The organism is Novosphingobium malaysiense, from assembly GCF_000802225.1.
In the GTDB taxonomy this organism is placed as follows: Bacteria; Pseudomonadota; Alphaproteobacteria; order Sphingomonadales; family Sphingomonadaceae; genus Novosphingobium; species Novosphingobium malaysiense.
In genome coordinates this window covers 180,651-203,444 of the sequence record NZ_JTDI01000007.1, presented here as the reverse complement: position 1 = coordinate 203,444, position 22,794 = coordinate 180,651, and the positions used below count along the sequence as shown (strand labels likewise).

Genomic DNA, 22,794 nt, shown 5'->3' with positions numbered 1-22,794 from the left:
CCAGCTTGTAGGCATGGACATAGAGACTCTGCCTCCGCCTCCGCGCGAGACGGCCAATCCGGCGCCACGCCGCCCAGCCAATTCGGTGCGCCGCACCACCAGCATCGACGTTTCCTGGCCCGACGGGATCGAGGGGCAGCGTCTTTTCATCGGTGCCGCGCGCGACGCGGTGACGCCCGCCGGGGGCGGTACGCCGCGCACGGTTGCAGAGGGCAGCTACCGCGCCCGGTTGAAGGAAGACAAGACGATCACCGCGATCGAGGCCGATCCTGCGCCCGAGGGTCTGTCCCAACTGGTAGGCGCAAGGGCCGGCGGCCATCTGCGCATGCTGCTGCGCGAAGTGATGCCCGATCTGATCGCACAGGCGCATCCGCTCTATCTGGTGCTGGACGACCTTTCCGGCGCGGCGCTGGTTTCGGCCTTCGCCTGGTCGCAGTGGTATCCCGACTGGGCCGAGAAGCTGCGTCAGCGCATCGGCGAGGAAGAGCACGACAAGATGATGAGCCAGCGGGTCAACGTCTGTTGGGGGCTGCAGGAAGGCCACAGCGGCGTGCAGCCCGGCGGCCCGCCCAGGAATGTGGCCGACGCGGATGCGGGCGATGTGCGCAATCCCGAGGACCCTCATGGCTGGCACAGCCTTTCGGACCATGAAGGCCCAGGTTTTCGCCGTGCCCGTCGCATCGATGTCACTCGCGATGAAGCCGCTGGCGTGCTGCGCATCGATTCCGCGTTTCAGGACAGTGCTGCCAAGCCCGACGGCGGGCGCATCGCGATCCACGAATATCTCGTGCGGGCGACTGCCGATCTGGAGACGCTGGAACTGCTCACGCTCGAGCCGGAAGCGCGCATTCTGCCCTTCTCCGAGTGTCCGGGCGCAATGGCCAACACGCAGCGGCTGGTGGGCCGCAAGCTTCCCGACATTCGCGACGAAGTTCTGGCGCAGCTTCGCGGACCGGAAGGCTGCACCCACCTCAACGACGCCCTGCGGGCCCTGGCCGATGTGCCGGAGCTGGTGGCCGAGCTTCAGTCGTAGAAAGCCCACCCCCAGCCCCTCCCGCATGCGGGAGGTGAGCGAGACTTGGCGGGCCGGGAGGTCCGGCTAGTCGCAGCGGGGAGGGCTTCCCACGCTGCGTTTCCGTTCTCTCCCGCAACCCCAATTGACCGCTGCTGCGCAAGCGGCGCGGGGCGCTTGCGCAGGGCGCTTCCATCTGAAAAGCCCGGCGCATAACCAGAAACCCGCGGGGGAATGCGTTGACGAAATCGGTCGTCACACTCGATGACAAGTACACGCAGGAATCGGGGCAGGTCATGCTCTCGGCACTGCAGGGCGTCGTGCGCCTGCTGCTCGACCAGGCCCGGCGCGACAAGGCGGCAGGACTGAAAACGGCGGGGTATATCACCGGCTATCGCGGCTCGCCGATCACCACGCTCGATGCGCAGCTGTGGGCGAGCGAGAAGCTGCTCACGGAACACGATATCCGCTTCGAGCCCGGTCTCAACGAGGAACTGGCAGCCACTTCGGTGCGCGGGACCCAGCAACTCGACTGGTACGGCAAGGCCCGCGTCGATGGCGTCTTTGCCATGTGGTACGCCAAGGGCGTCGGCGTCGAGCGCGCGGGCGAGGCGATCAAGGCCGCCAACTTCGAAGGCACCCACAGGAACGGCGGCGCGCTGTTGCTGTGCGGCGACGATCACGCGGCCAAGTCCTCCCTCACCGCGCACCAGTCGGAACACGTGCTGGTCACGGCGATGACGCCGGTACTCTATCCGGCGACGACCGACGAGATCCTTTCGTTCGGGCAATACGGCTGGGCCCTCTCGCGGGTCAGCGGTCTCTATGTCGGCATGAAGACGGTGACCGACACGCTCGACCTCACGACTACCGTCACGCTGCCGGGCCATGAGTTCCCGATAGCTCTGCCCGAGCTGCCCGAAGGGGCCTCGCCCAACCTGCGCATTGCGATGTCGGCGCTGCAGCAGGAGCAGGCGGTGATCGAACAGCGCCTGCCCATCGTGCCGCAGTTCACCGCGCTCAACCCGATCGACCGCGTCAGTCATGACGCGCCCGAGCGCAAGATGACAATCGTGACCGCCGGCAAGGCCTGGCTCGACGTGTGCCAGGCGCTCGCCGATCTCGGACTGGACGAGGCGAAGTGCCGGGCCATCGGCCTGCGCGTCGTCAAGCTGGGCCTCGTCTGGCCGCTTGACACGGCTTTCGTCCGGCAAGCCTGCGGCGGCAGTGCCGAGATCATGGTGGTCGAGGAAAAGCGTGCGTTCATCGAAGAGCAGATCGCGCGCATCTTCTACGGCACCGCGAATGCCCCCGCGATCTCAGGCAAGCACGAACCCGACGGCGCGAAGCTGCTCTCCGAGATCGGCGTGCTCGATCCCGGTTCGGTGCGCGCCGCGCTCGTCGGGCGGCTGGCCGGGCTGGGCATCCTGTCCGACGAAGTGGCCGCGCGTGATGCAACGCTGCGCGATCTCGAAGGCAGCGCCAAGACGCTTGCGCTCACCGCGATCCGCCCGGCCTATTTCTGCTCGGGCTGTCCGCACAACACTTCGACGGTGGTGCCCGAAGGCTCCGCCGCGATGGGCGCTACCGGCTGTCACGGCCTTGCCCACTACATGCCCGAGCGCAACACGATGCAGACCGTCTCGATGGGGCAGGAAGGCATGCCCTGGGTCGGCGCGCAGAGCTTCGTGGAAACGCCGCACATGTTCCAGAACCTGGGTGACGGGACCTATACGCACTCCGGTCTGCTGACGATCCGCGCCGCCGTGGCCGCGAAGAGCAACGTCACGTTCAAGATCCTGTTCAACGACGCCGTCGCCATGACCGGTGGCCAGCCCGCCGAAGGCTCGCTGACGGTCGAGCAGATCGTCCATGAACTGGTCGCCGAGGGCGTATCGCCGGTCGTCGTTCTCAGCGAGGACCCCGATCGTTTCTCGGCCTCCGATCTGCCCAGGGGCGTGCGCGTCCTGTTCCGCGACGAACTCGACGCGGTACAGCGCGAACTGCGCGAGCTGAAGGGCACGACGGCGCTCGTCTACGACCAGACTTGCGCCAACGAAAAGCGCCGCCGCCGCAAGAAGGGCAAGTACCCCGATCCCGACAAGCGGCTCTGGATCAACCCGGCGGTCTGCGAGGGCTGCGGCGACTGCTCGGTGCAGTCGAACTGTCTTTCGATCACCCCGATCGAGACCGAATTCGGTCGCAAGCGTGCCATCGACCAGTCGACCTGCAACAAGGACTATTCCTGCATCAAGGGCTTCTGCCCCAGCTTCGTCGAGGTGTCGGGAGGAACGCTGGCGAAGCGCAGCATGGATGAGGCCGCGCTGCAGCAGATGGTCGCGAAGCTGCCGGTTCCTCCGGTGCTCGACGTGTCGGAGGGGCCGCGCGCGATGTTGGTCACCGGCATCGGCGGCACCGGCGTGCTGACGGTCGGCGCGATTCTCGCCATGGCCGCGCACCTCGAGGGCAAGGCCGCCAAGGTGCTCGACCAGACCGGCATGGCGCAGAAGGGCGGCGCGGTCACCAGCCACTTGCGCATCGGTGCCGATACCGCCGCGATCCCCTCGGCGCGGCTCGGCACGGGTCAGGCTGACGTGATCATCGCCTGCGACCTCGTCGTCGGGTCCGGGCCGGACGTGCTGGGCATGGCGCGGCCCGACACCCAAGTGCTGGCGAACGAGGACGTGGTTCCCACCGGTGAGTTCCAGCGCAACCGCAATCTCGATCTTACCGCCACGCGTTTCCTTTCGGCCATCGGCAAGCGTGTCGATCCCGCCAATATCGCCTCGCTGCGCGCCGGCTCGCTGGCGACGCGGCTGCTGGGGGATTCGATCTTCACCAACCTGATGATGGTCGGCTTCGCGGCGCAGAAGGGCCTGCTCCCGGTCGGGCTGGATTCGATCGAGGAAGCTGTGCGCCTCAATGGCGTCGCCGCGAAGGCCAACCTGGCCGCACTGTCGCTCGGCCGGCTGGCAGCGGCGGGTGCTGACGACCTGTTCGCGCTGGCGGACACCTCGGCGGACGGGCCTGCCATTCCGCGGACTTATGCCGAGATCGTCGAAAGCCGCTCGCGCCGCCTGACGCAGTGGCAGGACGAGGCCTATGCGGCCCAATACCGCGCTTTCCTCGATGAAATTGCCGGCAAGCTGCAATCGCGCGGGCTGGGCGAGTGCGAGCCGCTGATGGCCGAGATCGCACGCGGTCTGGGCAAGCTCATGGCCTACAAGGACGAGTACGAGGTCGCCCGGCTCTATACCGATCCTGCCTTCCGCAAGGGGCTTGCCGATACCTTTGCCGGCGATCCCAAGCTCAAGGTCCATCTGGCGCCGCCGCTGCTGGCCTTCCGCAAGGACCACAAGACCGGCCGCCCGCGCAAGATCGCCTTCGGTTCCTGGATATTCCCGGTCTTCGGCCTGATGGCCAAGCTCAAGGGGTTGCGCGGTACGCCTTTCGATCCGTTCGGCTACACGGCCGAGCGCCGCATGGAACGTGCCCTCATCGGCGAATACCGCGCTCTGGTGGAGGAGGTCGCCGACAAGGTCACGGCCGAAACCATGCCGGTCGCCATCGAACTGGCCGCTTCGGCAGACCTGATAGCCGGCTTCGGCCCGGTGAAGGACGAAGGTGTCGAGGCCTACCGGGCGCGGGTGGCCGAGCTTCTGCCGAAGCTCTCCGGCACCCCGGCTTCGGTGGAGCGCATAGTGGAACCCGCCTGAACGCACGCGTTCCGCTGGGGCGGTAAATCCCGGGCCGGGTTTGTCCCTTCGGGCAAATTGACGCACCTCTCTCGCAACGGAGAGTCGTCCCTGATGCCAGACCCGGGAGAGAACATGGACAATGCGCAAGTCGCCAGGCGATACGGACCCTGGGCGCTCATCGCCGGAGCTTCGGAAGGGACCGGCGCTTCCTTCGCGCGGCAGCTCGCCGAAAAGGGCCTGAACCTCATTCTGGTCGCCCGGCGCCAAGGGCCGCTCGAACAGCTCGCAATGGAACTGCGCGCCGCACACGGCGTGGAATGCGTGACCGCGTCGATCGATCTCGCCGCGGAAAATGCTGCGCAGCAATTGCGGCAGGCGGCAGGCGATCGCGAAGTCGGGTTGCTGATCCTCAATGCCGGTGCCGATCCCAACGGATCGATGTTCCTCGACAACGATATTGCCAACTGGGATGCTCTCGCCGGGCGCAACGTGATGACGGTCATGCGCGCGCTCCACACCTTCGGCGCTCCCATGCGCGAACGTGGCCGGGGTGGGCTGATGGTTGTCGGTTCGGGGGCCTGTTACGGCGGTCTTCCCGGCATCGGTGTCTATGCCGCCAGCAAGGCCTTCGATCTGGTCCTGTGCGAAGCGCTCTGGGCCGAACTCGAACCGCACGGTGTCGACGTGCTCTCCTATGTCATCGGCCGTACCGATACGCCGGCGCACCGCGAACTCATGGAAGCGCGCGGTATGGCCATTCCCGCAGGCTTGGCCGATCCCGACGATGTGGCGCGCCTGGGCCTAGAGCGCTTGCCGTTCGGCCCGGTCTGCAATTGGGACGAAGCCGACGACGAAGCGAAGATGTCCGCGACCTCAGCGGCACAACGCCGCGAACGTATCCGGGGCTTTGCCGCCATGGCTGCCGCCTATGCTGCAAAGGAGTAGCGCCATGACCGACACCATCGAACAGATCGCAGAGAAGTTCGCGATCACAGAGCAGATCTATCGCTATTGCCGCAGCGTCGACCGGCTCGACGTGCCGCTCGGCCATTCGGTGTTCCACGAGGACGCCACCGCCGACTATGGCCCGACCGGCTATCGCGGTACCGGGCGCGGCGCGATCGACTGGATCTGCGAGGCGCACACCCACCTGATCGCCCACTCGCATCAGGTCTCCAACATCAACATCGTGCTCGATGGAGAGCGCGCCGGCAGCGAGGCCTACGTAACGGCCACGTTGCGCATGGAGCGCGACGGCAGGATGATGCTGATGGAAATATGGGCGCGCTACTGCGACCGCTGGTCGAAGCGCGACGGCACGTGGCGCATCGACCACCGCGACACCGTGATCGACTACGATTCCATCCGTGAGGTCACGCCGATGAATCACCATCAATGGGCCAAGCGCGACCTGCAAGATCCGTCCTATGCTGCCTTGGGAGCCGCCCGGTGAAAGACATCAAGATTTCCGTCTCGTTCGACATGCGCTCGCCCGACTGGGCGGCGCCGACGCCCGATCTCTATGGCGCCGCCGTCGAGATGGCAGCACTGGCGGACCGCATCGGCGTCGACCAGATCGGCCTGATGCAGCACCACGGTTCGGAGGACGGCTATCTGCCGCAGCCCTTCGTGTTGGCCGGGGGCATGGCGGCGGTGACCAGGCGCATCCGCTTCCTGTTGGGCGCGGTGATCCTGCCGCTGCACGATCCGGTCGAACTGGCCGAGCAGATCGCCGTGGCCGACAACATGTCGAACGGCCGAATTAACGTGATCTTCGGTGCGGGCTATGTGCCCAGCGAATTCGCGATGTTTCAAAAGTCGCTGAAGGACCGGGCGAGGCTGATGGACTCGGGCCTCGAGATCATCCTGCGTGCGCTCAGGGGCGAGCGGTTCGAGCATGACGGGCGCCCGATCTTCACCCGGCCGCTGCCGGTGCAGGAACCGGAGGATATCGTCATGGTCGGGGGCGGCGTGCCGGCCTCGGCAAGGCGCGCGGCGAAGTTCGGTGTCGGCTTCGGGCCGATGAAAGGCGAACTGGTCGATCTCTACCTTTCCGAATGCGCGCGTCTCGGACACAAGCCGCGGACCTACTTCCGCCCCCGGCCGGGGATGCCGCTGGCGATCCACTTGTGCGAGGATCCGAATGCCGGCTGGGATGCCATTGCGCCGCATGCGGTCCATGTCGTCACCGAATATGCCAAGTGGGCCGAGCAGGAAGGCGATGCGTCGAACTCGCCGTTCAAGGGCCTGACCGAACCGTCCGTCCTGCGCCAGGCGGGCCTGTTCGCGGCGTGGACGCCGGAAATGCTGCTGGAGAAGGTGCAGGGCATGGAAGGCGGGAATGTCGGCTTTCAGCCGCTTCTCGGCGGCCTTTCGCCGGCAGAAGGCTGGAAGAGCCTCAACCTGCTGGAGCAGGTCATGCCGGATCTCAAGCAGGCGATCGCGTCTTGAAGGCGGCCTGCGTCGAGAACGGGCTGGTTCTCGTCCGCGAGCTGCCCGATCCCGAACCGGGCAAGGGGCAGGCGCTGGTGCGCACGCACTCCTGTGGGCTCTGTGCCTCCGACGCGCACTTCATTTCGGGCGGGCAGAACGTGATCGACCTGTCGCGCAAGATGGGCGGTCCCTATGCGGCGTTGCATTACGAGCGCGCTTTCGTGCCCGGGCATGAATTCGTCGGCGAAGTTCTCGATTACGGACCGGACAGCCGCCGCAGCGTGAAGACCGGGCGGCGCGTCACGTCGGTTCCGATCATGCGGCAGGGCGGGACCCACGCCGTCGTCGGCTTCAGCCACGAATGCCCGGGCGGTTGCGGCGAGCTGATGCTGCTCGACGAGGACTTCCTGCTCGAAATTCCAGAGGGCCTGCCGGACGATCACGCAGCGATGATTGAACCGCTTGCGGTCGGCCTTGAGCATGCCCGGCGTGGGCGACCCGAGAAGGGCGATGCGGCGCTGGTACTGGGATGCGGGGCGATCGGGCTAGGGGTGATCGCGGGTCTTGCGATGATGGGCGTGGGGCCGATTGTCGCCGCGGACTTCTACGCCGACCGGCGGGACCTTGCGCTCAAGGCCGGGGCGCACATCGCCATCGATCCGCGCGAGACCGATCCCTATGGTCCGCTGCCCGATTTCGGCGGGCGCCGGGTCAACCTGATCTACGAGAACGTCGGCGTGCCAGGCATGTTGCAGCGGATCGTCGAGGCGGCGCCCTTCGACGGGCGTATCGTCATGGGCGGTTATTGCATGGAGCAGGAGGCGCTGTTCGTCTTCGCGGCGCAAAACAAGCGGCTCAACATCCAGTTCGCCGGCGGGGAGGAACCGCAGGACATGGATCTCGCGCTGCGCAGCATTGCCGACGGGCGGCTCGACGTCACGCCATGGCTGGGTGGCCGCGTCGGGCTTGGTGGCGTGGCCGACGCCATTGCCAACCTTTCGGGGCCGGGAACGCCGGTGCGCACGGTGGTCGATCCGCGCCTGCTCTAGGTGATGCGGCCCGCGCGGCGGAAGTGCAGTCTAGCCCCCGCTCCGTCGCCCCTGCGCAAGCGGGGGCGACGCTTCCTGTTCCAACGCTGTGCTGTGAAAAAGCGGGATCCCCGCCTGCGCGGGGATGACGACTGGGATTGAAGTGAATCTCGATTTGAAGTGATCAGGAGATGGTCGGACCCGCAGCTTGCAGTCATCATGGCAACCAATCAGGGGAGGCCGACATGGTGGCGCTGCTGCCGAAGAGCGATTAGAACAAGCACGTAAAGTTTGGAGCACCGCCGTTCGTGTCGAGCGAAGTCGAGACAGGATAGCGCGATCCTGGCGTGTCTCGACTTCGCTCGACACGAACGGGTCTTGCTGCAAGATTCTCTAGTCCGCCGTCACGCCGGCGTCGATGTTGATGCAGGCGCCGTGATAGGACCGCGCTGCGGGGGTGGCGAGGAACGCCACCGTTTCCGCCACGTCTTCGATCTCGCACAGACCGCGCGGGGAACCGATGCGCCCGATCAGGTCCTGGTCGCAGTCCGCCAGCGCCGCCATCCCGCCGACAAGCCCGGTCATCATCCCGCCCGGTGCCACGGCGTTGATGCGGATCGGCGCCTTCATATACTCCATGGCCAGGGCCTTGGTCATGTTGGTGAGACCGGCCTTGGTGGCACAGTAGGCGGCGAAGTAGGCCTGCCCCTGGAAGGCAGCGCACGAAGTCACGTTGACGATGGCGCCGTGGCTGTCGAGCAGGTGCGGCAGGCTGGCGCGGATCATGAAGAACGGCGCCTCGAGGTTGACCTTCATCGTCAGGTCCCAGGCCTCGTCGGAGAATTCCGGCGTAGGTCCCGGCTTCATCACGCCGGCTACGTTGCACAGGGCGTCGAGCCGGCCGTATTCGGCCAGCGTCGCCGCCACGGCCCGGTCGCAGTTGGCCCGGTCCGCCAGGTCGAGGATCAGCCGCAGCGCCTTGCCGCCGCCGGCGCGGATCTGTTCGGCGGTTTCGGCCAATCCTTCCGAGTCGATGTCGGCAATGGCAACGCTGGCACCGACCGCGGCGAGGCGCAGGGCGGTCGCCCGGCCAAGGCCAGCTGCCGCACCGGTGACGAGCGCCACCTTTCCGGTCATGTCTGCAGGTTGCAGCATCAATTTCTCCTCGCACTGATCAAGCGTGCTTCATGCCTTGCCGTAGTGCCGGCGGACAAGAGCGATGAACGGACTGGATCGCGCCTGGGCGATATGCGCATCACTGGCATGGAGCAGTCCTATGCTGCGCGTGAGTTCGAAATCCTTGACCGGCACGAAACGGACCGTCGGCTCGGCGAAGCATTCGGGCATCATGCCCACCCCTGCCCCGGCGCGCACGACCGCCAGCACCCGCTCGTCGCTGGTGGTCTTGAGCACGAAGCGCGGGCGCACGCCGCGCGCGACGAAGAAGCGGTTGATCTCCGGCAGGGCCTCGCAGTGGCGGCGCAGAGCCATGCGGTCGCGCGCGAGCTGTTCGGCCATCACTTCGTCCTCGTCCGCCAGCGTGTGGTCGCGCGGCAGCACCATCATGTAGCGCTCGTCCGCGAGCATCTCGGGATGGAACCGCGCATGATGCGGGCGCACCACGGTGAGCGCCACATCGATCCGGCCGCGTTCCAGGCGCTCGGAAATGTCGCGTTCGTTGCCGTCCAGGATTTCCAGCGCCTCGCCCGAGCCGAGGGCGCGGTGCTGTTCCAGCCAGCTCTCGACCAGCCGCGTGGGAATGGTCCCGAGTACGCCGATGCGCAGCAGCGTGGGGTCGGTTACTTCGCTCAGTTCGACCAGCGCGTGTTCGTATTCGGCAGCGATCCTGCGCGCCCGCACGAGGAAGCGGCTGCCTGCGGGCGTGAGCGCCACGCCCTTGCGGTCGCGGTCGAAAAGCCGTGCGCCGAGTTCGCGTTCGAGCTTGGCAATGCCCGATGAAAGCGTAGGCTGCGTCACACTGACCCGCTTGGCGGCCCGGCTGAAATTTCCGGTTTCGGCAACGGCCAGGAAGTAGCGCAGCAGATACTGGTCAATCATAGACACTGTCTATGATGAACTGCGCAAACTTTCAATTTCCGCTGCTCTGGCGAGTCGGATAGATAGACGCTGTAAATCGAAATCCTGCGGGAAGAGGCTGATGCAAATCGTAGCCGGGAAGGAAATCAGGGCATGAGCGCGCCGGTGCTCCCAACCAACGTGAACCTCGAAAGCCCGGAGGCGAAGGCGCGCGACGCGCACAACCGCGCTCTGGCGAAGGATCTGCACGAGAAGGTCGCGACCGCGGCGCTGGGCGGCAACGAGAAGTCGCGCGCACGCCATGTCAGCCGCGGCAAGCTGCTCCCGCGCGATCGCGTCGAGCGCCTGCTCGATCCCGGTTCGCCGCTGCTCGAACTGGGCCAGCTCGCCGCGAACGGGCTTTATGGTGAGGACATTCCCGGCGCCGGGATCATCACGGCCATCGGCCGCGTCTCGGGCCGCCAGTGCATGATCGTGTGCAACGATGCCACCGTCAAAGGCGGCACCTATTACCCGATGACAGTGAAGAAGCACGTCCGTGCGCAGGAGATTGCCGAGGAAAACAACCTGCCTTGCATCTACCTCGTTGACAGCGGCGGGGCGAACCTGCCGCACCAGGCGGAAGTCTTCCCCGACCGCGACCACTTCGGCCGCATTTTCTTCAATCAGGCGAACATGAGCGCGAAGGGCATTGCCCAGATCGCCTGCGTCATGGGTTCGTGCACCGCGGGCGGTGCCTATGTGCCGGCGATGAGCGACGAGACCGTGATCGTGAAGGAGCAGGGCACGATCTTCCTCGCCGGCCCGCCGCTGGTGCAGGCTGCGACCGGCGAAGTGATCTCGGCAGAGGACCTTGGCGGCGGCGATCTGCACTCCCGCAAGTCCGGCGTGACCGATCACCTTGCCGACAACGACGAGCACGCGTTGACCGTGGTGCGCGATATCGTCAGCCATCTCGGCCCGGTCCACCAGCATGGCCTGCCGCTGCAGGAACCGCGTGCGCCGAAGTACGATCCGGAAGAGCTCTACTCGATCATCCCCGAAGACGTGCGCGCGCCTTACGATGTGCACGAGGTCATCGCCCGCGTGGTCGATGGCAGCGAGTTCCACGAGTTCAAGGCGCTCTACGGCAACACGCTGGTCTGCGGCTTCGCGCATATCCACGGTATGCCGGTGGCGATCCTCGCCAACAACGGCGTGCTGTTCTCCGAAAGCGCGCAGAAGGGCGCGCACTTCATCGAGCTCGCCTGCCAGCGCAAGATCCCGCTGCTGTTCCTCCAGAACATCTCGGGCTTCATGGTCGGCGGCAAGTACGAAGCCGAGGGTATCGCCAAGCACGGTGCCAAGCTGGTGACGGCGGTGGCCACCGCGACGGTGCCCAAGATCACCGTGCTGATCGGCGGCAGCTTCGGCGCGGGCAACTACGGCATGTGCGGCCGCGCCTATGACCCGCGCTTCCTCTTCACCTGGCCCAATGCGCGCATCTCGGTGATGGGCGGCGAACAGGCGGCCAGCGTGCTCGCCACCGTCCACCGCGACGCAGCCAAGTGGGACGAGCGCGAGGCCGAGGCCTTCAAGGCGCCGATCCGCCAGAAGTACGAGGACGAAGGCAACCCCTACTACGCCACCGCGCGCCTGTGGGACGACGGCGTGATCGACCCGGCCCAGACCCGTGATGTACTGGGATTGGCGCTGGCGGCAAGCCTCGAGGCGCCGATCCCCGATCGTCCGCAGTTTGGCGTGTTCCGGATGTGATGGATTTCCCCCTCCACCATCCTGCGGATGGTCCCCCTCCCCGAGCAAGCTCGGGGAGGAACCTGTCCGCCTCATTCCTCCCCGAGCTTGTCTCGGGGAGGGGGACCGCCCGGCATAGCCGGGTGGTGGAGGGGGAGCCGCGCCCGTGCTTCGGCAACGATCAGGGCCAAGGCCGCCTCAAGGTCATCCAGAATCGCGCTTGCCGGAATGCGCAAGGTCGCAATGCCCGCACTTGCAAACCAACGATCTCTCGCGTCATCCCGGTCCGGGTTGTCACCCATGCCGTGGACCATGCCATCCACCTCGATGGCAAGCCGCGCATCGGCGCAATAGAAATCCAGAATATACGCGCCACTCGGGTGCTGACGGCGGAATTTCAGTCCGTCCGGATGCTTGCGCAACGCACGCCAGAGCAGCCCTTCCGGCAGCGACATTTCGCTTCTCAGCTTCCGCGCCCGGTCGATGCCGCCAGCCTTCGGCTTGGGCGCCACGTTTTTGAACATCGCAGTTCCCCCTCCGTCTCGCTTCGCGAGCCACCTCCCCGAGACAAGCTCGGGGAGGAACGGGTTTCCGGCATTCGGATGGGGATTGGGAGTTAAATCATGATCAAATCCCTCCTCATCGCCAACCGTGGCGAAATCGCTTGCCGGGTCATCCGCACCGCGCGTGAACTCGGCATCCGCACCGTGGCCGTCTATTCCGATGCCGATGCGCAGGCGCTGCATGTGCAGGAGGCCGACGAGGCCGTGCACATCGGCCCGGCGCCGACGCGCGAAAGCTATCTGGTCGGCGAGAAGATCATTGCCGCGGCCAAGCAGACCGGCGCCGAGGGGATCCATCCCGGCTATGGCTTCCTTTCCGAGAATGCCGCGTTCGCGCAGGCGGTCATGGATGCGGGAATCGTGTGGGTCGGGCCGAACCCGGACTCGATCACCGCGATGGGTCTCAAGGATGCGGCCAAGAAGCTGATGGCCGAGGCCAAGGTGCCGGTGACGCCGGGCTACATGGGCGAGGACCAGTCGCCGGGTGTACTGGCCGACGAGGCGGGCAAGGTCGGTTATCCGGTGCTGATCAAGGCGGTCGCGGGCGGCGGCGGCAAAGGCATGCGCCTTGTCGAGAGCGAAGACGACTTCGCCGACGCACTGCAATCGTGCAAGCGCGAGGCGGCATCCTCGTTCGGCAACGATCACGTCCTGATCGAGAAGTACATCGCTTCGCCCCGCCACATCGAAGTGCAGGTCTTCGGCGACAAGCACGGCAATGTCGTCCACCTCTTCGAGCGCGACTGCTCGCTGCAGCGCCGCCATCAGAAGGTGATCGAGGAAGCTCCCGCGCCGGGCATGGACAGCGACACCCGCGAGGCATTGTGCGCTGCAGCAGTGCGTGCAGCAAAAGCCGTCGACTACGTTGGTGCGGGCACGATCGAGTTCATTGCCGACGGCTCGGGCAAGCTTTCCGCCGACAAGATCTGGTTCATGGAAATGAACACGCGCCTGCAGGTCGAACACCCGGTTACCGAAGAGATCACCGGTGTCGATCTGGTCGAATGGCAACTGCGCGTTGCCTCGGGCGAGCCGCTGCCGATGAGCCAGGAAGACCTGACTATCGACGGTTGGGCGATGGAAGCGCGCCTCTATGCGGAGGACCCGGCCAAGGGCTTCCTGCCGAGCATCGGCAAGCTCGATCTGCTGCAGTTCGGCGAGGCCGACGGCGGGCGTATCGATACCGGCGTCTACGAAGGCGCGGAAGTTTCGCCGCACTACGATCCGATGATCGCCAAGGTCATTGCCTGGGGCGAGGACCGCAGCGAAGCGCGCGAACGTCTTGGCGACATGCTGGCCGACAGCGCCGTCTGGCCGGTCAAGACCAATGCCTCGTTCCTGGTGAAGGCACTGCAGCATCCCGACTTTGCTGCGGGCAATGTCGATACCGGGCTGATCGGCCGCGACGGCGAGGAAATGGCCGAGCCGCCGGTGCCGTCCGACGATGTGCTGCAGGCCGCCGCTGATGCACTCGTGCCCGCGACCGACATGGCCGGGTTCCGTCTCAATGCTGCGCCCCAACGTGCAGCATGGTTCCTGCTCGACGGCGAGAAGGTCGAGGTAGACCTGACCGGCATGGGCACCGACGAACCGGCTACCGGCGTGCTGGTGACCGAGCAGGGCCAGGCCTGGCTGCTCACGCCCTGGCGTCAGGATGCCGCGCATGGGGCTGCCGACGGCTCGGGCGCGATCGTCGCGCCGATGCCGGGCAAGGTCATCTCGGTCGAGGTCGAGAAGGGCGATGCCGTGATCAAGGGCCAGAAGCTGCTCACGCTCGAAGCGATGAAGATGGAGCACACGCTCACCGCCCCGTTCGACGGTACGGTGGCCGAACTCAATGCCAGCGCAGGTGCGCAGGTGCAGGTCGATGCACTGCTGGTGATGATCGAGGAGAGCGAGTAATGCCGGGCCGGTTCTTCGACGAATGGAACGTGGGCGACAGGATCGTCCACCAGCCGAGCCGCACGGTCACCGAGACCGACAACCTGATGTTCTCGGCGATGACGCACAATATGCAGCCGCTGCATCTCGATGCCGAGACCGCCAAAGCCAGCGAGTTCGGGCAAATCCTCGTGAACTCGACGTTCACGTTCAGCCTCGCGGTGGGACTGTCGATTGCCGACACCACGGTCGGCACACTTGTTGCCAATCTCGGCTTCGACAAGGTGGTGACGCCCAAGCCGACCTTCATCGGCGATACGCTCACCTGCTCGAGCGAAGTGGTCGAGATGCGCGAAAGCAAGTCGCGCCCGACGCAGGGTATTGTCGTGTTCAAGCACGAACTGACCAACCAGCGCGGCGAGACGGCACTCTCCATGCTGCGCACGGTGCTGCTGAAGAAGAAGGATGCCTAGCGCGTCCTGATCAAGCGCTTGCGTGTGCCGCCAGAGCCCGGTCCAGCAGGTCGCTGGGTTCTCCCGCAGCATGTTTCGCCGCGAGCCAGCCGTGCGTCATGCCGCGCGCGTTCGACATGCCGCTCTGCATGACCGCGCCGTTGTCGAGCCGCGCGACCGAGTTGCCGGCGAGATAGAGTCCTTCGATCGGCTCCCCGTCCCAGTTCACCGCGCGGGCATGACGGTCGGTGACGATGCCGGTCGAGGCGATGGCCGATCCGGTCAGGCGCTTGAAGCGCAGCGCATAGAAGGGCGGCTTGAGCAGCGGGCCTAGCTGCGGGTGCGGTTTGTGGTTGGCGTCGCCGCACAGCCATGCGCCCCAGGGGTAGGCGTGGCGGTTGAAGTCGGGGTCCACGCCTGCCTCCGCGAAACGGTTGAAGCGCACGACGGTCTCTTCCAGTCCGTCGCGGTCGATCCCCGTCAGCGCGGCCAGTTCGGCAAGACTATCGGCCTTCACGGCCACTGCTTCAGGGACTTCATCGCCGGGCATGATCGAGCCGAGCGGGTACTTGGCGCGGGCCTGAGAATCGAGGATTGCCCAGGCCGGGAAGTTGGGGTGCGTCTGCGTGCCGCCGTCGATCGCGTCCACGGCATAGTAGATCGAGCGGTAGAACCCCTCGTTGGCGAAGCGCTTGCCGGCGCGGTTGACGACGATGGTATGCGGCAGGCCGATGAAGGTCATGCCGCCGCGCCACAGGGGTGTGCCGTCCTCGGTTTCCTCGCCGGGGATGTTGTAGCCGAGCATGGTCACGTCGGGCATGCGGGCAATGCGCGCGCCGAGCGGACCGACGAGGCGGAAGTGGGCGCCGTCGACCGTTCCGAAGGTGACCATCGAACCGGGATCGAGCTGCGGGCCCAGCGTGCGGGTGAGTTCCGGGTTGCGGTCGTAGCTGCTCACCGCGACGAGGACTCCGCGCCGGGCCTTCACGAAGTGGTCGCGCCCGTCCTTCACGTAACGCACGCCGACCGCGCGATCGCCGTCGGTGAGCACTTCGCGCACTTCGGCGCCCGTTTCGACGGGGATCGGCCGGTCGAGCACGCCCTTCACGAAATAGGCCGCCAGCGCCGGGCCGAGGCAGCGCTCGTCCTCGGAAAGGCGGCGCGCCATTTCGGTATAGTCCCAGTGCATCACGTTGCAGGTGCCGCCCATGGCGTAGATCTCGTCGTGGGTCAGGCCATAGGGAACCTGCGGCGAGACGCGGGTTCGCTCCTGCCATTCGCCCAGCGCTTCGCCGCGAAAGGGCGCGGGCTCGAGCAGGCGGCCTTCGGAAACCGCGTCGTTGCTGTGGCCTCGGTAGTAATCGGGGCAGCCGCGGATGACTTTCATCTTCAGGCCGATGCGGTCCTCGAACCAGGCAAGGGCAGGCGCGGCATGGACGACCTGGTTGAGGATCAGCGCATCCTCGCCATAGCCCATGGAGAGCTGGCGCACGTAGCGGAACGCGCTTTCGGCGCTGTCCTCTATGCCGAGCGCGCGGGCATGGGCGTTGCCGGGCACCCAGACCTCGCCCATCGAGAGCGCGGTGACACCGCCCAGCTGGTCGGCGCGTTCGAGCACCATGGCGGAAAGGCCGTGCTCATGCGCGGCAATGGCGCCGGAAAGACCGCCGATGCCCGATCCCACGGATACAAAGTCGACTTCCGCATCCCACTGTGCCGGCAAGCTGCTGGCCATGGCGTCCTCTCCTCTTTCTCTTTGCGGGAGAGGGTTGCCCAAGAACGCCGGGCCTGTCCACGACAGATGTCGGGAATCAATCCGACAGTTGTTCTGTCAGGCTGCGGGCGGAACTGAGCAGGGCTTCGCGCAGGTGCGGCAGGTTCTCTCCGCGTACCGCCGCGCCGAGGCCGATGGCGACAAGCGCATGGGTGGGACGGGCGCCGTCCCTGTGTCCACCCTTCCAGACGGGCGCTGCAGCGACGGTAACGCCCGAGATGTAGTGGCCGGCGTCGACGGCGATGCCCGTCTCGCGCGCTTCTTCCACTTGCGCTTTCCACTCTTCCCACGTGGGCGCCTCGTCCCAGCGCAGCTTGGCGAAGCGCGGCTTCAACTCGCTGTCTGGGTAATTGCCGTAGGCGGCGATGCAGCGGCCGGTTGCCGAGACCAGCGCCGGGAAACGGCTGCCGACCTGGGTGGAAAGCTGGAAGTTCTGGCTCGATTGCGACATCGCGGTCACGACGATGTGCTGCAGGCCGAAGATCTGCACGCCCAGTGTCGTGAGTCCGAACTCCTGGCTGATCCGGTCGAGCGCGGGCTGGGCAAGATCGTTGAACTGGTCGCGGCGCAGCCAGTTGCGCGCCAGCGTCAGCACGCCCGAGGCGAGCGTGTAGCGCTTGGTGGCGGGATCGAAGGCTACCAGCTCCTCGGTCACCAGCGCCCGCAGCACATAGAGACAGGTGCTGGGCACCAGCCCGAGCTCGCGGGCGATGGCCTGCACGCCCAGCGGCGTGTCGCTCTTGCCCAGCAGGCGCAGGACGGCCGCGGCGCGCGCAATCGCAGGCGCCTTGCTGGTCTTCGCCGTGTCGGCGGCGGATGGATCGCTGGATTCAGTCATTCAATATGTTGAATAGCGTTCAATATTTGCAACAACAAGCAAATTGTGCCATTGCGCCGCCCAAGATGTGGACAAGGCGTGAGTCGGTATCTGCGACGAACGCTGCAAAGGGAGAGTCCCGGGTGAAGTTGACCGATTACACGAGCTATGCCGATGCGCAGGCGCATGCCTCCTCGGCCGCGCTGTGGGAGCTGTTCGACGGGGGCCGCGAGCATCTCAACATCGCGCACGAGTGCATTACGCGCCATGCCGACGGTTCGGGCCGTCCGGCGGTGCGGATCGCTCATGCGGACGGTCACGACGAGATCCTCAGCTTCGACACGATTTCGTCGGGCGCTGCGCAGTTCGCGCACTGGCTCGATGCCGAAGGCGTGAAGCCGGGCGAGCGGATCGCCTTCATGCTCGAGCCTTCGCTGCCTTTCTATGTGTGCCTGTTCGGCGCGATGCAGACCGGTGCGATCTCGGTGCCACTGTTCACGCTGTTCGGGCCCGATGCGCTTCGTTTGCGCGTGGGCGACTGCAATCCTTCGGTCCTCATCACCAATTCGGAGAAGGCGGAGCTCGCCCGTTCGGTTGCCAACGACGACGGCACCCCGCGCGTGATCGTCGCGGACGAGGCGTTTCTGGCGACGCTGAAGGATCTGCCCACCACCTATACGCCGAAGACCAAGGCCACCGACATGGCCGTCTTCCAGTACACCAGCGGCACCACGCGCGAGCTGCCCGAGGCGGTCAAGCACTCGCACAAGACGCTCGTCACGCTGATGTTCGCCGCGCTCTACGGCACCGGCATCCGTCCGGGCGACGAGTTCTTCTGCCCGTCCTCGCCCGCATGGGGCCACGGCCTGTGGCACGGCACGCTCGCCCCGCTGGCGATGGGTGTGACCACCGGCACCTTCGCGGGCCGCTTCGATCCGGTCCGCCTGATGAAGGCGCTGGACGACTTCAAGATCACCAACATGTCGGCCGCCGCCACCCACTACCGCATGATGAAGAACAGCGGGAAGGGCGGCGACTTCACGTTCCATTTCGAGAAGCTGTCGTTCACCGGCGAGCCGATCGACCCAGCAACGCTCGAATGGATCGACGAGTATTTCAAGGTCCCGGCCTGCTCGATGTACGGCACCACCGAGATCGGCGTCGTGCTGGTGAACTATCCGGGCGCGAAGGATTTCGTGGTGAAGCCCGGCTCGCTGGGCAAGGCGGTTCCGGGCCAGAAGCTGGAAGTCCACCGCCCCGACGGCACGGTGTGCGATCCGGGCGAGATCGGTGAACTCATGCTCTGGCGCGGCGGCGGGTGGATGACCACCAAGGACCGCGCCAAGACCGACGAGGACGGCTATTTCTACCACTGCGGACGCGCCGACGACGTGATCATCTCGGCAGGCTGGACCATGTCCGCGGTCGAGATCGAGAACACCATGCTGCGCCACGACAATGTGATGGAATGCGGCGTGATCGGTGTGCCGGACGAGAAGCGCGGCCAGGTCGTGAAGGCTTTCGTCGTCGCCAATTGCGAAGGCAGCGATGCGCTGACCAAGGAACTGCAGGAGTTCACCCGCGAACGCCTTGCCCAGCACGAATTCCCGCGGATCGTCGAATATGTCGACGAGTTGCCGAAGAACCCGGCGGGCAAGGTCCACCGCAAGAAGTTGCGCGACCTGGAAGCCGAACGCGCGGCGGCTGCGGCGGGATAGCCCAACCTTTCCCGTTCGTGTCGAGCGAAGTCGAGACACCCTGCACGAACGGTTCTCGACTTCGCTCGAACCGAACGGACCGTTGTTCAGAGTCGAAAAGTTTTTGAGGAGCCAAGAATAATGTCAGCCAAATTCCCCAAGATCACCGAGGAAGGCCTCGACGATCTGCGCAAGCGTATCGGCGTGAAGATCGAGAACACGGTCGAGCCCTGGAACTACGAAGCCACCCGCGACGCGATCCGCCACTATGCCCACGGCATCGGCGACGACAATCCGCTGTGGTGCGAGCCCGAGTACGCCGAGAAGACCAAGTACGGCACGCTCGTTGCTCTGCCCTCGTTCCTCTTCACCACCAGCCGTATCGTTTCGGGCTACTGCGGTGGTCTCTCGGGCGTCCACGCGATGTGGGCCGGTGCCGACTGGACCTGGCACAAGCCGGTCCTGCGCAACGACACCATCCGCACCGAGGCCTACCTGAAGGATCTCGTCGAGCACCAGACCAAGTTCGCCGGTCGCTCGTTCCAGCAGATCTATCATGTCGACTTCTTCAACCAGAACGGCGATCACGTTGCCGGCGCCGATAGTTGGGTGTTCCGCACCGACCGCGACGAAGCCCGCGAGCGTGGCACCAAGTACACCGAAGCGCGCGGCCGCGTTGAGCCCTTCACCCAGGAGCAGCTCGACGAGTTCTACGACATCTACGACCAGGAAGAGATCCGCGGCAATGCCCCGCGCTACTTCGAGGACGTGAACGTCGGCGACAAGCTGCCGCCGATGATGAAGGGCCCGATGACCGTCACCGGCTTCATCTGCTACGCCCAGGGCTGGGGCGGCCTCTACATCCGCGCCAACAAGCTGGCCTACAAGATGCAGAAGGCGCACCCGGGTCTCGGCATCCGCAACCGCTTCAACGTGCCCGACTGCCCCGAGCGCGTGCACTGGGACGAAGCCTTCGCTCTCGAAGTCGGCGCGCCGGGTGCCTACGACTACGGACCAGAGCGTTGCTCGTGGCTGACGCACCACATGACAAACTGGATCGGCGACGACGGCTTCCTGCACAAGTCGAACTGCCAGATCCGCCGCCACAACCCGGACGGTGATGCGATCATCATCACCGGCGAAGTGACGAAGAAGTTCGAAGAGAACGGCAAGAAGTACGTCGAAGTCGAGCAGAAGGCGACCACGCACCGCGGCGAACTCTCGGCCTTCGGCACTGCCGTTGCGGAACTGCCCAGCAAGGGTTGATCGCGTTGCGGCGATTTTCGCCAAAGCTGGCAAAGCGATTTCGGCCCGGGCCTTTACCCAAGGTCCGGGCCGTGTTCGTAAAAGACCGGTAATGCGAGAAGGAGAGGATCATGGAAGAGCAGCAACCCGCCAAGCCGGTATTCCAGCCCAATGGCGACGTTCATGTCCCGGCATTCGTCCTGCCGGTTTCGGATCTGTTGAGCGAACCGGCTGCCGAGGCGCAGCGCCGCCGGGCTACCGTGCCCGCCTTCGATGCAGCCGGCGGCGACGTGGATACGGCCACGCGGCGCGAGCAGATCAATGCCTTCATGGCTCCGCAGATAGCGCGTCTGCGTGACATGTTCGCGGTGAACATCGAGAAGGCCGAACTGGGCGGGGTCGAAGTGCTCGACGTGACCCCGGCTGACGGCAGCCATGATCCCGACCGCGTGCTGATCAACCTGCATGGCGGCGCCTTCACGGTGGGCTGGGACGGCGTGGCGCTGGTGGAATCGATCCCGATGGCCGTGCTTGCCGACTATCGCATCGTCAGCGTGAACTATCGCATGGCGCCGGAGCATCGGCACCCTGCAGGCGTCGAGGACGTCGCCTCGGTCTATGCCGCGCTGCTCGAAGACTATGCGCCCGGGCGGATCGGCATCTACGGCGGGTCTGCCGGCGGTGCGCTGACGGCGCAGGCTGCGGCCTGGCTTCCCGCGCACGGCTTGCCGCAAGCCGGTGCCGTGGGGATATTCGGCGCGGGTGGTGTGCCGTTCCATGCTGGTGAATCCGCCTGGACCGCAGGTTATATCGACGGGTCCTTCCCGCCGCCGCCTGCCGATGGCAGCGAGCTGGAAGACATTACCAAAGGCTATTTCGACGGGATCGACGAGAAGAACGATCCCAGCGCCTGGCCGGGCTATCACCTCGACACGCTGGCGACTTTCCCGCCCACGCTGATCATCACCGGCACCCGCGCACTCGATCTCAGCCCGGCGATCTTCACCAATTCGCAGCTCCTGAAGGCCGGGGTACGCTCCACGCTGATCGTCGGCGAAAGCATGGGGCACTGCTACCACTATCAGGTCACCATGCCTGAAGGACGCGATGCAGTGGACCAGATCATCGCCTTCTTCCGGGAGAACCTCGCCTAGATGACCGACAGCCCGGACACTCCATGGAAAGGCCCGCTCGCCGGTGTGCGCGTACTCGATTTCACGCGCGTGCTGGCGGGGCCGGCCGCGAGCCTCGCGCTGGCCGATCTCGGCGCCGAAGTGTTCAAGATCGAACCGCCCGGCACCGGCGACGAGACGCGGACTTTCCCGCCGATGCGCGACGGCGAGAGCCACTATTATCTCGCCATCAACCGTGGCAAGCGATCGATCGTCGTCGACCTGAAAAGCGAGGAGGGCATTGCTCTCGTCAAGGACCTCGCCGCGAAGTGCGACGTTCTGGTCGAGAACTACCGGCCCGGCGTGATGGACCGCCTCGGTCTCGGTTACGAGACGATGAAGGCGATCAATCCGCGGCTGATCTATTGCTCTATCTCGGGATACGGACAGACCGGCCCGCTCAAGGACCGCCCCAGCTTCGATATCGTGCTGCAGGCGATGAGCGGTGCGCTTTCGATGAACGGGGAGCCCGATGGTCTGCCGATGAAGCTCGGTATCCCGCTGGGCGATCTGGTGGGGGGCATCAACGGCCCCATCGGCATCCTGTCCGCGCTGTACGAGCGAGAGCGCACCGGCGTGGGTCGGCATATCGATGTCAGCCTGATGGACGGGCTGATGGGCATGCTGGGCTACATCGCGCAGCTGGCGTTCTTCACCGGCAAGGACCCGCAGCGCGTCGGCTCGCAGCATCCCAACCTCGTGCCCTACGGCATCTTTCCGGCAAGCGACGGATCGATCGTCGTCGCCTGCCTGACGCCGGCCTTCTGGAGCCGTGTCTGCCGCTCGATCGAGCGGCCTGAACTGACCGACGATCCGCGCTACGACACGCTCGAAAAACGCCGCGATGCGCGCGAGGAGGTCAACGCGATCGTCTCGGCCTTTACCGAGCAGCACACGGTCGATGATCTGGTCGAGATATTCACGCAGCACGAAGTGCCGCACGCACCGATCCTGGGCGTGACAGAGGCGCTCAGCCAGCCGCAGGCGGTGGCGCGCGACATGGTGGTGCAGACCGAGCACGCGACACTGGGGTCGATCCCCATCGTCAACCGCTCTATCCGCTTTACCGACGCCGAGCAGCCCGTGCCCGAGGCGCCGCCGGTACTGGGCCAGCACACCGAGACGATCCTGTCCGACGTGCTGGAACTTTCGCCCGAGCGGATTGCAGCCCTGCGGGCGGCTGGAGTGATTGCATAATTGCTTTTAGCAGTCTCAAGTCCCGTTCGTGTCGAGCGTAGTCGAGACACGCCG

The 22,794-nt window shown here is 65.7% G+C and carries 18 protein-coding genes; 13 read left to right on the top strand and 5 right to left on the bottom strand.

Features of this window, described 5'->3' with window-relative positions; genetic code table 11:
- Window positions 1-13 precede the first annotated feature (13 nt).
- The 6 genes from LK12_RS20375 to LK12_RS20350 all read left to right on the top strand — a co-directional run bounded on the left by LK12_RS20375 (window position 14) and on the right by LK12_RS20350 (window position 8,192).
- Window positions 14-1,033: a DUF2889 domain-containing protein gene (locus LK12_RS20375; protein WP_039288359.1), complete on the top strand. Its 1,020-nt coding sequence runs from the start codon at window positions 14-16 to the stop codon at window positions 1,031-1,033.
- Window positions 1,034-1,251: 218 nt separating this feature from the next.
- Complete coding sequence (locus tag LK12_RS20370) at window positions 1,252-4,728, top strand: indolepyruvate ferredoxin oxidoreductase family protein (protein ID WP_052223644.1); 3,477 nt, start codon at window positions 1,252-1,254, stop codon at window positions 4,726-4,728.
- A 93-nt stretch (window positions 4,729-4,821) separates the two neighbouring features.
- A complete protein-coding gene (locus tag LK12_RS20365; RefSeq protein WP_231568429.1) occupies window positions 4,822-5,655 on the top strand; it encodes an SDR family NAD(P)-dependent oxidoreductase in 834 nt (277 codons plus the stop codon).
- A gap of 4 nt (window positions 5,656-5,659) precedes the next feature.
- Entirely contained in the window at window positions 5,660-6,163 is a 504-nt protein-coding gene (locus LK12_RS20360; protein ID WP_039288351.1) for a nuclear transport factor 2 family protein, read from the top strand.
- Window positions 6,160-7,161, top strand: coding sequence for an LLM class flavin-dependent oxidoreductase (locus tag LK12_RS20355; protein ID WP_039288348.1), 1,002 nt, complete (start codon window positions 6,160-6,162; stop codon window positions 7,159-7,161). Before LK12_RS20360 ends, LK12_RS20355 begins: the two co-directional genes overlap by 4 nt.
- Entirely contained in the window at window positions 7,158-8,192 is a 1,035-nt protein-coding gene (locus tag LK12_RS20350) for a zinc-binding dehydrogenase (RefSeq protein WP_039288346.1), read from the top strand. The genes LK12_RS20355 and LK12_RS20350 overlap by 4 nt, the downstream gene beginning before the upstream one ends.
- Window positions 8,193-8,564: 372 nt before the next feature.
- On the opposite strand, the gene LK12_RS20345 is transcribed toward LK12_RS20350, so the two are convergent.
- Window positions 8,565-9,326: an SDR family NAD(P)-dependent oxidoreductase gene (locus LK12_RS20345; protein ID WP_039288344.1), complete on the bottom strand. Its 762-nt coding sequence runs from the start codon at window positions 9,324-9,326 to the stop codon at window positions 8,565-8,567.
- 30 nt (window positions 9,327-9,356) lie between these two features.
- On the bottom strand, window positions 9,357-10,229 hold the full coding sequence (locus LK12_RS20340) for a LysR family transcriptional regulator (RefSeq protein ID WP_039288341.1): 873 nt from the start codon (window positions 10,227-10,229) through the stop codon (window positions 9,357-9,359).
- A gap of 132 nt (window positions 10,230-10,361) precedes the next feature.
- On the opposite strand from LK12_RS20340, the gene LK12_RS20335 reads away from it, so the two are divergent.
- Window positions 10,362-11,963, top strand: a complete 1,602-nt coding sequence (locus LK12_RS20335) for a carboxyl transferase domain-containing protein (RefSeq protein WP_039288338.1) — start codon at window positions 10,362-10,364, stop codon at window positions 11,961-11,963.
- A gap of 71 nt (window positions 11,964-12,034) precedes the next feature.
- Here LK12_RS20335 and LK12_RS20330 read toward each other — a convergent pair whose 3' ends face one another.
- A complete protein-coding gene (locus LK12_RS20330) occupies window positions 12,035-12,397 on the bottom strand; it encodes an endonuclease domain-containing protein (RefSeq protein ID WP_231568428.1) in 363 nt (120 codons plus the stop codon).
- A gap of 168 nt (window positions 12,398-12,565) precedes the next feature.
- On the opposite strand from LK12_RS20330, the gene LK12_RS20325 reads away from it, so the two are divergent.
- The gene (locus tag LK12_RS20325) at window positions 12,566-14,407 is read left to right on the top strand and encodes an acetyl/propionyl/methylcrotonyl-CoA carboxylase subunit alpha (RefSeq protein ID WP_039288335.1); all 1,842 of its coding nucleotides are present in this window, start codon (window positions 12,566-12,568) and stop codon (window positions 14,405-14,407) included.
- Window positions 14,407-14,859 (top strand): MaoC family dehydratase, encoded by a 453-nt coding sequence (locus LK12_RS20320; RefSeq protein WP_039288333.1) that lies wholly within the window; start codon window positions 14,407-14,409, stop codon window positions 14,857-14,859. The genes LK12_RS20325 and LK12_RS20320 overlap by 1 nt, the downstream gene beginning before the upstream one ends.
- Window positions 14,860-14,869: 10 nt before the next feature.
- Here the strand turns inward: LK12_RS20320 and LK12_RS20315 are convergent, their stop codons facing one another.
- Both LK12_RS20315 and LK12_RS20310 read right to left on the bottom strand, forming a co-directional pair.
- On the bottom strand, window positions 14,870-16,573 hold the full coding sequence (locus LK12_RS20315) for an FAD-binding protein (RefSeq protein WP_039288331.1): 1,704 nt from the start codon (window positions 16,571-16,573) through the stop codon (window positions 14,870-14,872).
- A 76-nt stretch (window positions 16,574-16,649) separates the two neighbouring features.
- Window positions 16,650-17,450, bottom strand: a complete 801-nt coding sequence (locus tag LK12_RS20310; protein ID WP_039288328.1) for an IclR family transcriptional regulator — start codon at window positions 17,448-17,450, stop codon at window positions 16,650-16,652.
- Between the two features lie 122 nt (window positions 17,451-17,572).
- On the opposite strand from LK12_RS20310, the gene LK12_RS20305 reads away from it, so the two are divergent.
- From LK12_RS20305 to LK12_RS20290, 4 genes are all read left to right on the top strand, one after another.
- A complete protein-coding gene (locus tag LK12_RS20305) occupies window positions 17,573-19,147 on the top strand; it encodes an acyl-CoA synthetase (protein ID WP_039288327.1) in 1,575 nt (524 codons plus the stop codon).
- A gap of 120 nt (window positions 19,148-19,267) precedes the next feature.
- On the top strand, window positions 19,268-20,392 hold the full coding sequence (locus tag LK12_RS20300; protein WP_039288324.1) for an FAS1-like dehydratase domain-containing protein: 1,125 nt from the start codon (window positions 19,268-19,270) through the stop codon (window positions 20,390-20,392).
- Between the two features lie 110 nt (window positions 20,393-20,502).
- Window positions 20,503-21,525: an alpha/beta hydrolase gene (locus LK12_RS20295; protein ID WP_039288321.1), complete on the top strand. Its 1,023-nt coding sequence runs from the start codon at window positions 20,503-20,505 to the stop codon at window positions 21,523-21,525.
- On the top strand, window positions 21,526-22,740 hold the full coding sequence (locus LK12_RS20290) for a CaiB/BaiF CoA transferase family protein (RefSeq protein WP_039288318.1): 1,215 nt from the start codon (window positions 21,526-21,528) through the stop codon (window positions 22,738-22,740).
- Window positions 22,741-22,794 lie beyond the last annotated feature (54 nt).

Coding starts and splice junctions, on each gene's coding strand:
- LK12_RS20330 (WP_231568428.1), bottom strand. CDS start 12,397: ATGTCGCTGCCGGAAGGGCTGCTCTGGCGTGCGTTGCGCAAGCATCCG.
- LK12_RS20375 (WP_039288359.1), top strand. CDS start 14: ATGGACATAGAGACTCTGCCTCCGCCTCCGCGCGAGACGGCCAATCCG.
- LK12_RS20325 (WP_039288335.1), top strand. CDS start 12,566: ATGATCAAATCCCTCCTCATCGCCAACCGTGGCGAAATCGCTTGCCGG.
- LK12_RS20335 (WP_039288338.1), top strand. CDS start 10,362: ATGAGCGCGCCGGTGCTCCCAACCAACGTGAACCTCGAAAGCCCGGAG.
- LK12_RS20365 (WP_231568429.1), top strand. CDS start 4,822: ATGCCAGACCCGGGAGAGAACATGGACAATGCGCAAGTCGCCAGGCGA.
- LK12_RS20360 (WP_039288351.1), top strand. CDS start 5,660: ATGACCGACACCATCGAACAGATCGCAGAGAAGTTCGCGATCACAGAG.
- LK12_RS20315 (WP_039288331.1), bottom strand. CDS start 16,573: ATGGCCAGCAGCTTGCCGGCACAGTGGGATGCGGAAGTCGACTTTGTA.
- LK12_RS20340 (WP_039288341.1), bottom strand. CDS start 10,229: ATGATTGACCAGTATCTGCTGCGCTACTTCCTGGCCGTTGCCGAAACC.
- LK12_RS20320 (WP_039288333.1), top strand. CDS start 14,407: ATGCCGGGCCGGTTCTTCGACGAATGGAACGTGGGCGACAGGATCGTC.
- LK12_RS20310 (WP_039288328.1), bottom strand. CDS start 17,450: ATGACTGAATCCAGCGATCCATCCGCCGCCGACACGGCGAAGACCAGC.
- LK12_RS20290 (WP_039288318.1), top strand. CDS start 21,526: ATGACCGACAGCCCGGACACTCCATGGAAAGGCCCGCTCGCCGGTGTG.
- LK12_RS20345 (WP_039288344.1), bottom strand. CDS start 9,326: ATGCTGCAACCTGCAGACATGACCGGAAAGGTGGCGCTCGTCACCGGT.
- LK12_RS20295 (WP_039288321.1), top strand. CDS start 20,503: ATGGAAGAGCAGCAACCCGCCAAGCCGGTATTCCAGCCCAATGGCGAC.
- LK12_RS20300 (WP_039288324.1), top strand. CDS start 19,268: ATGTCAGCCAAATTCCCCAAGATCACCGAGGAAGGCCTCGACGATCTG.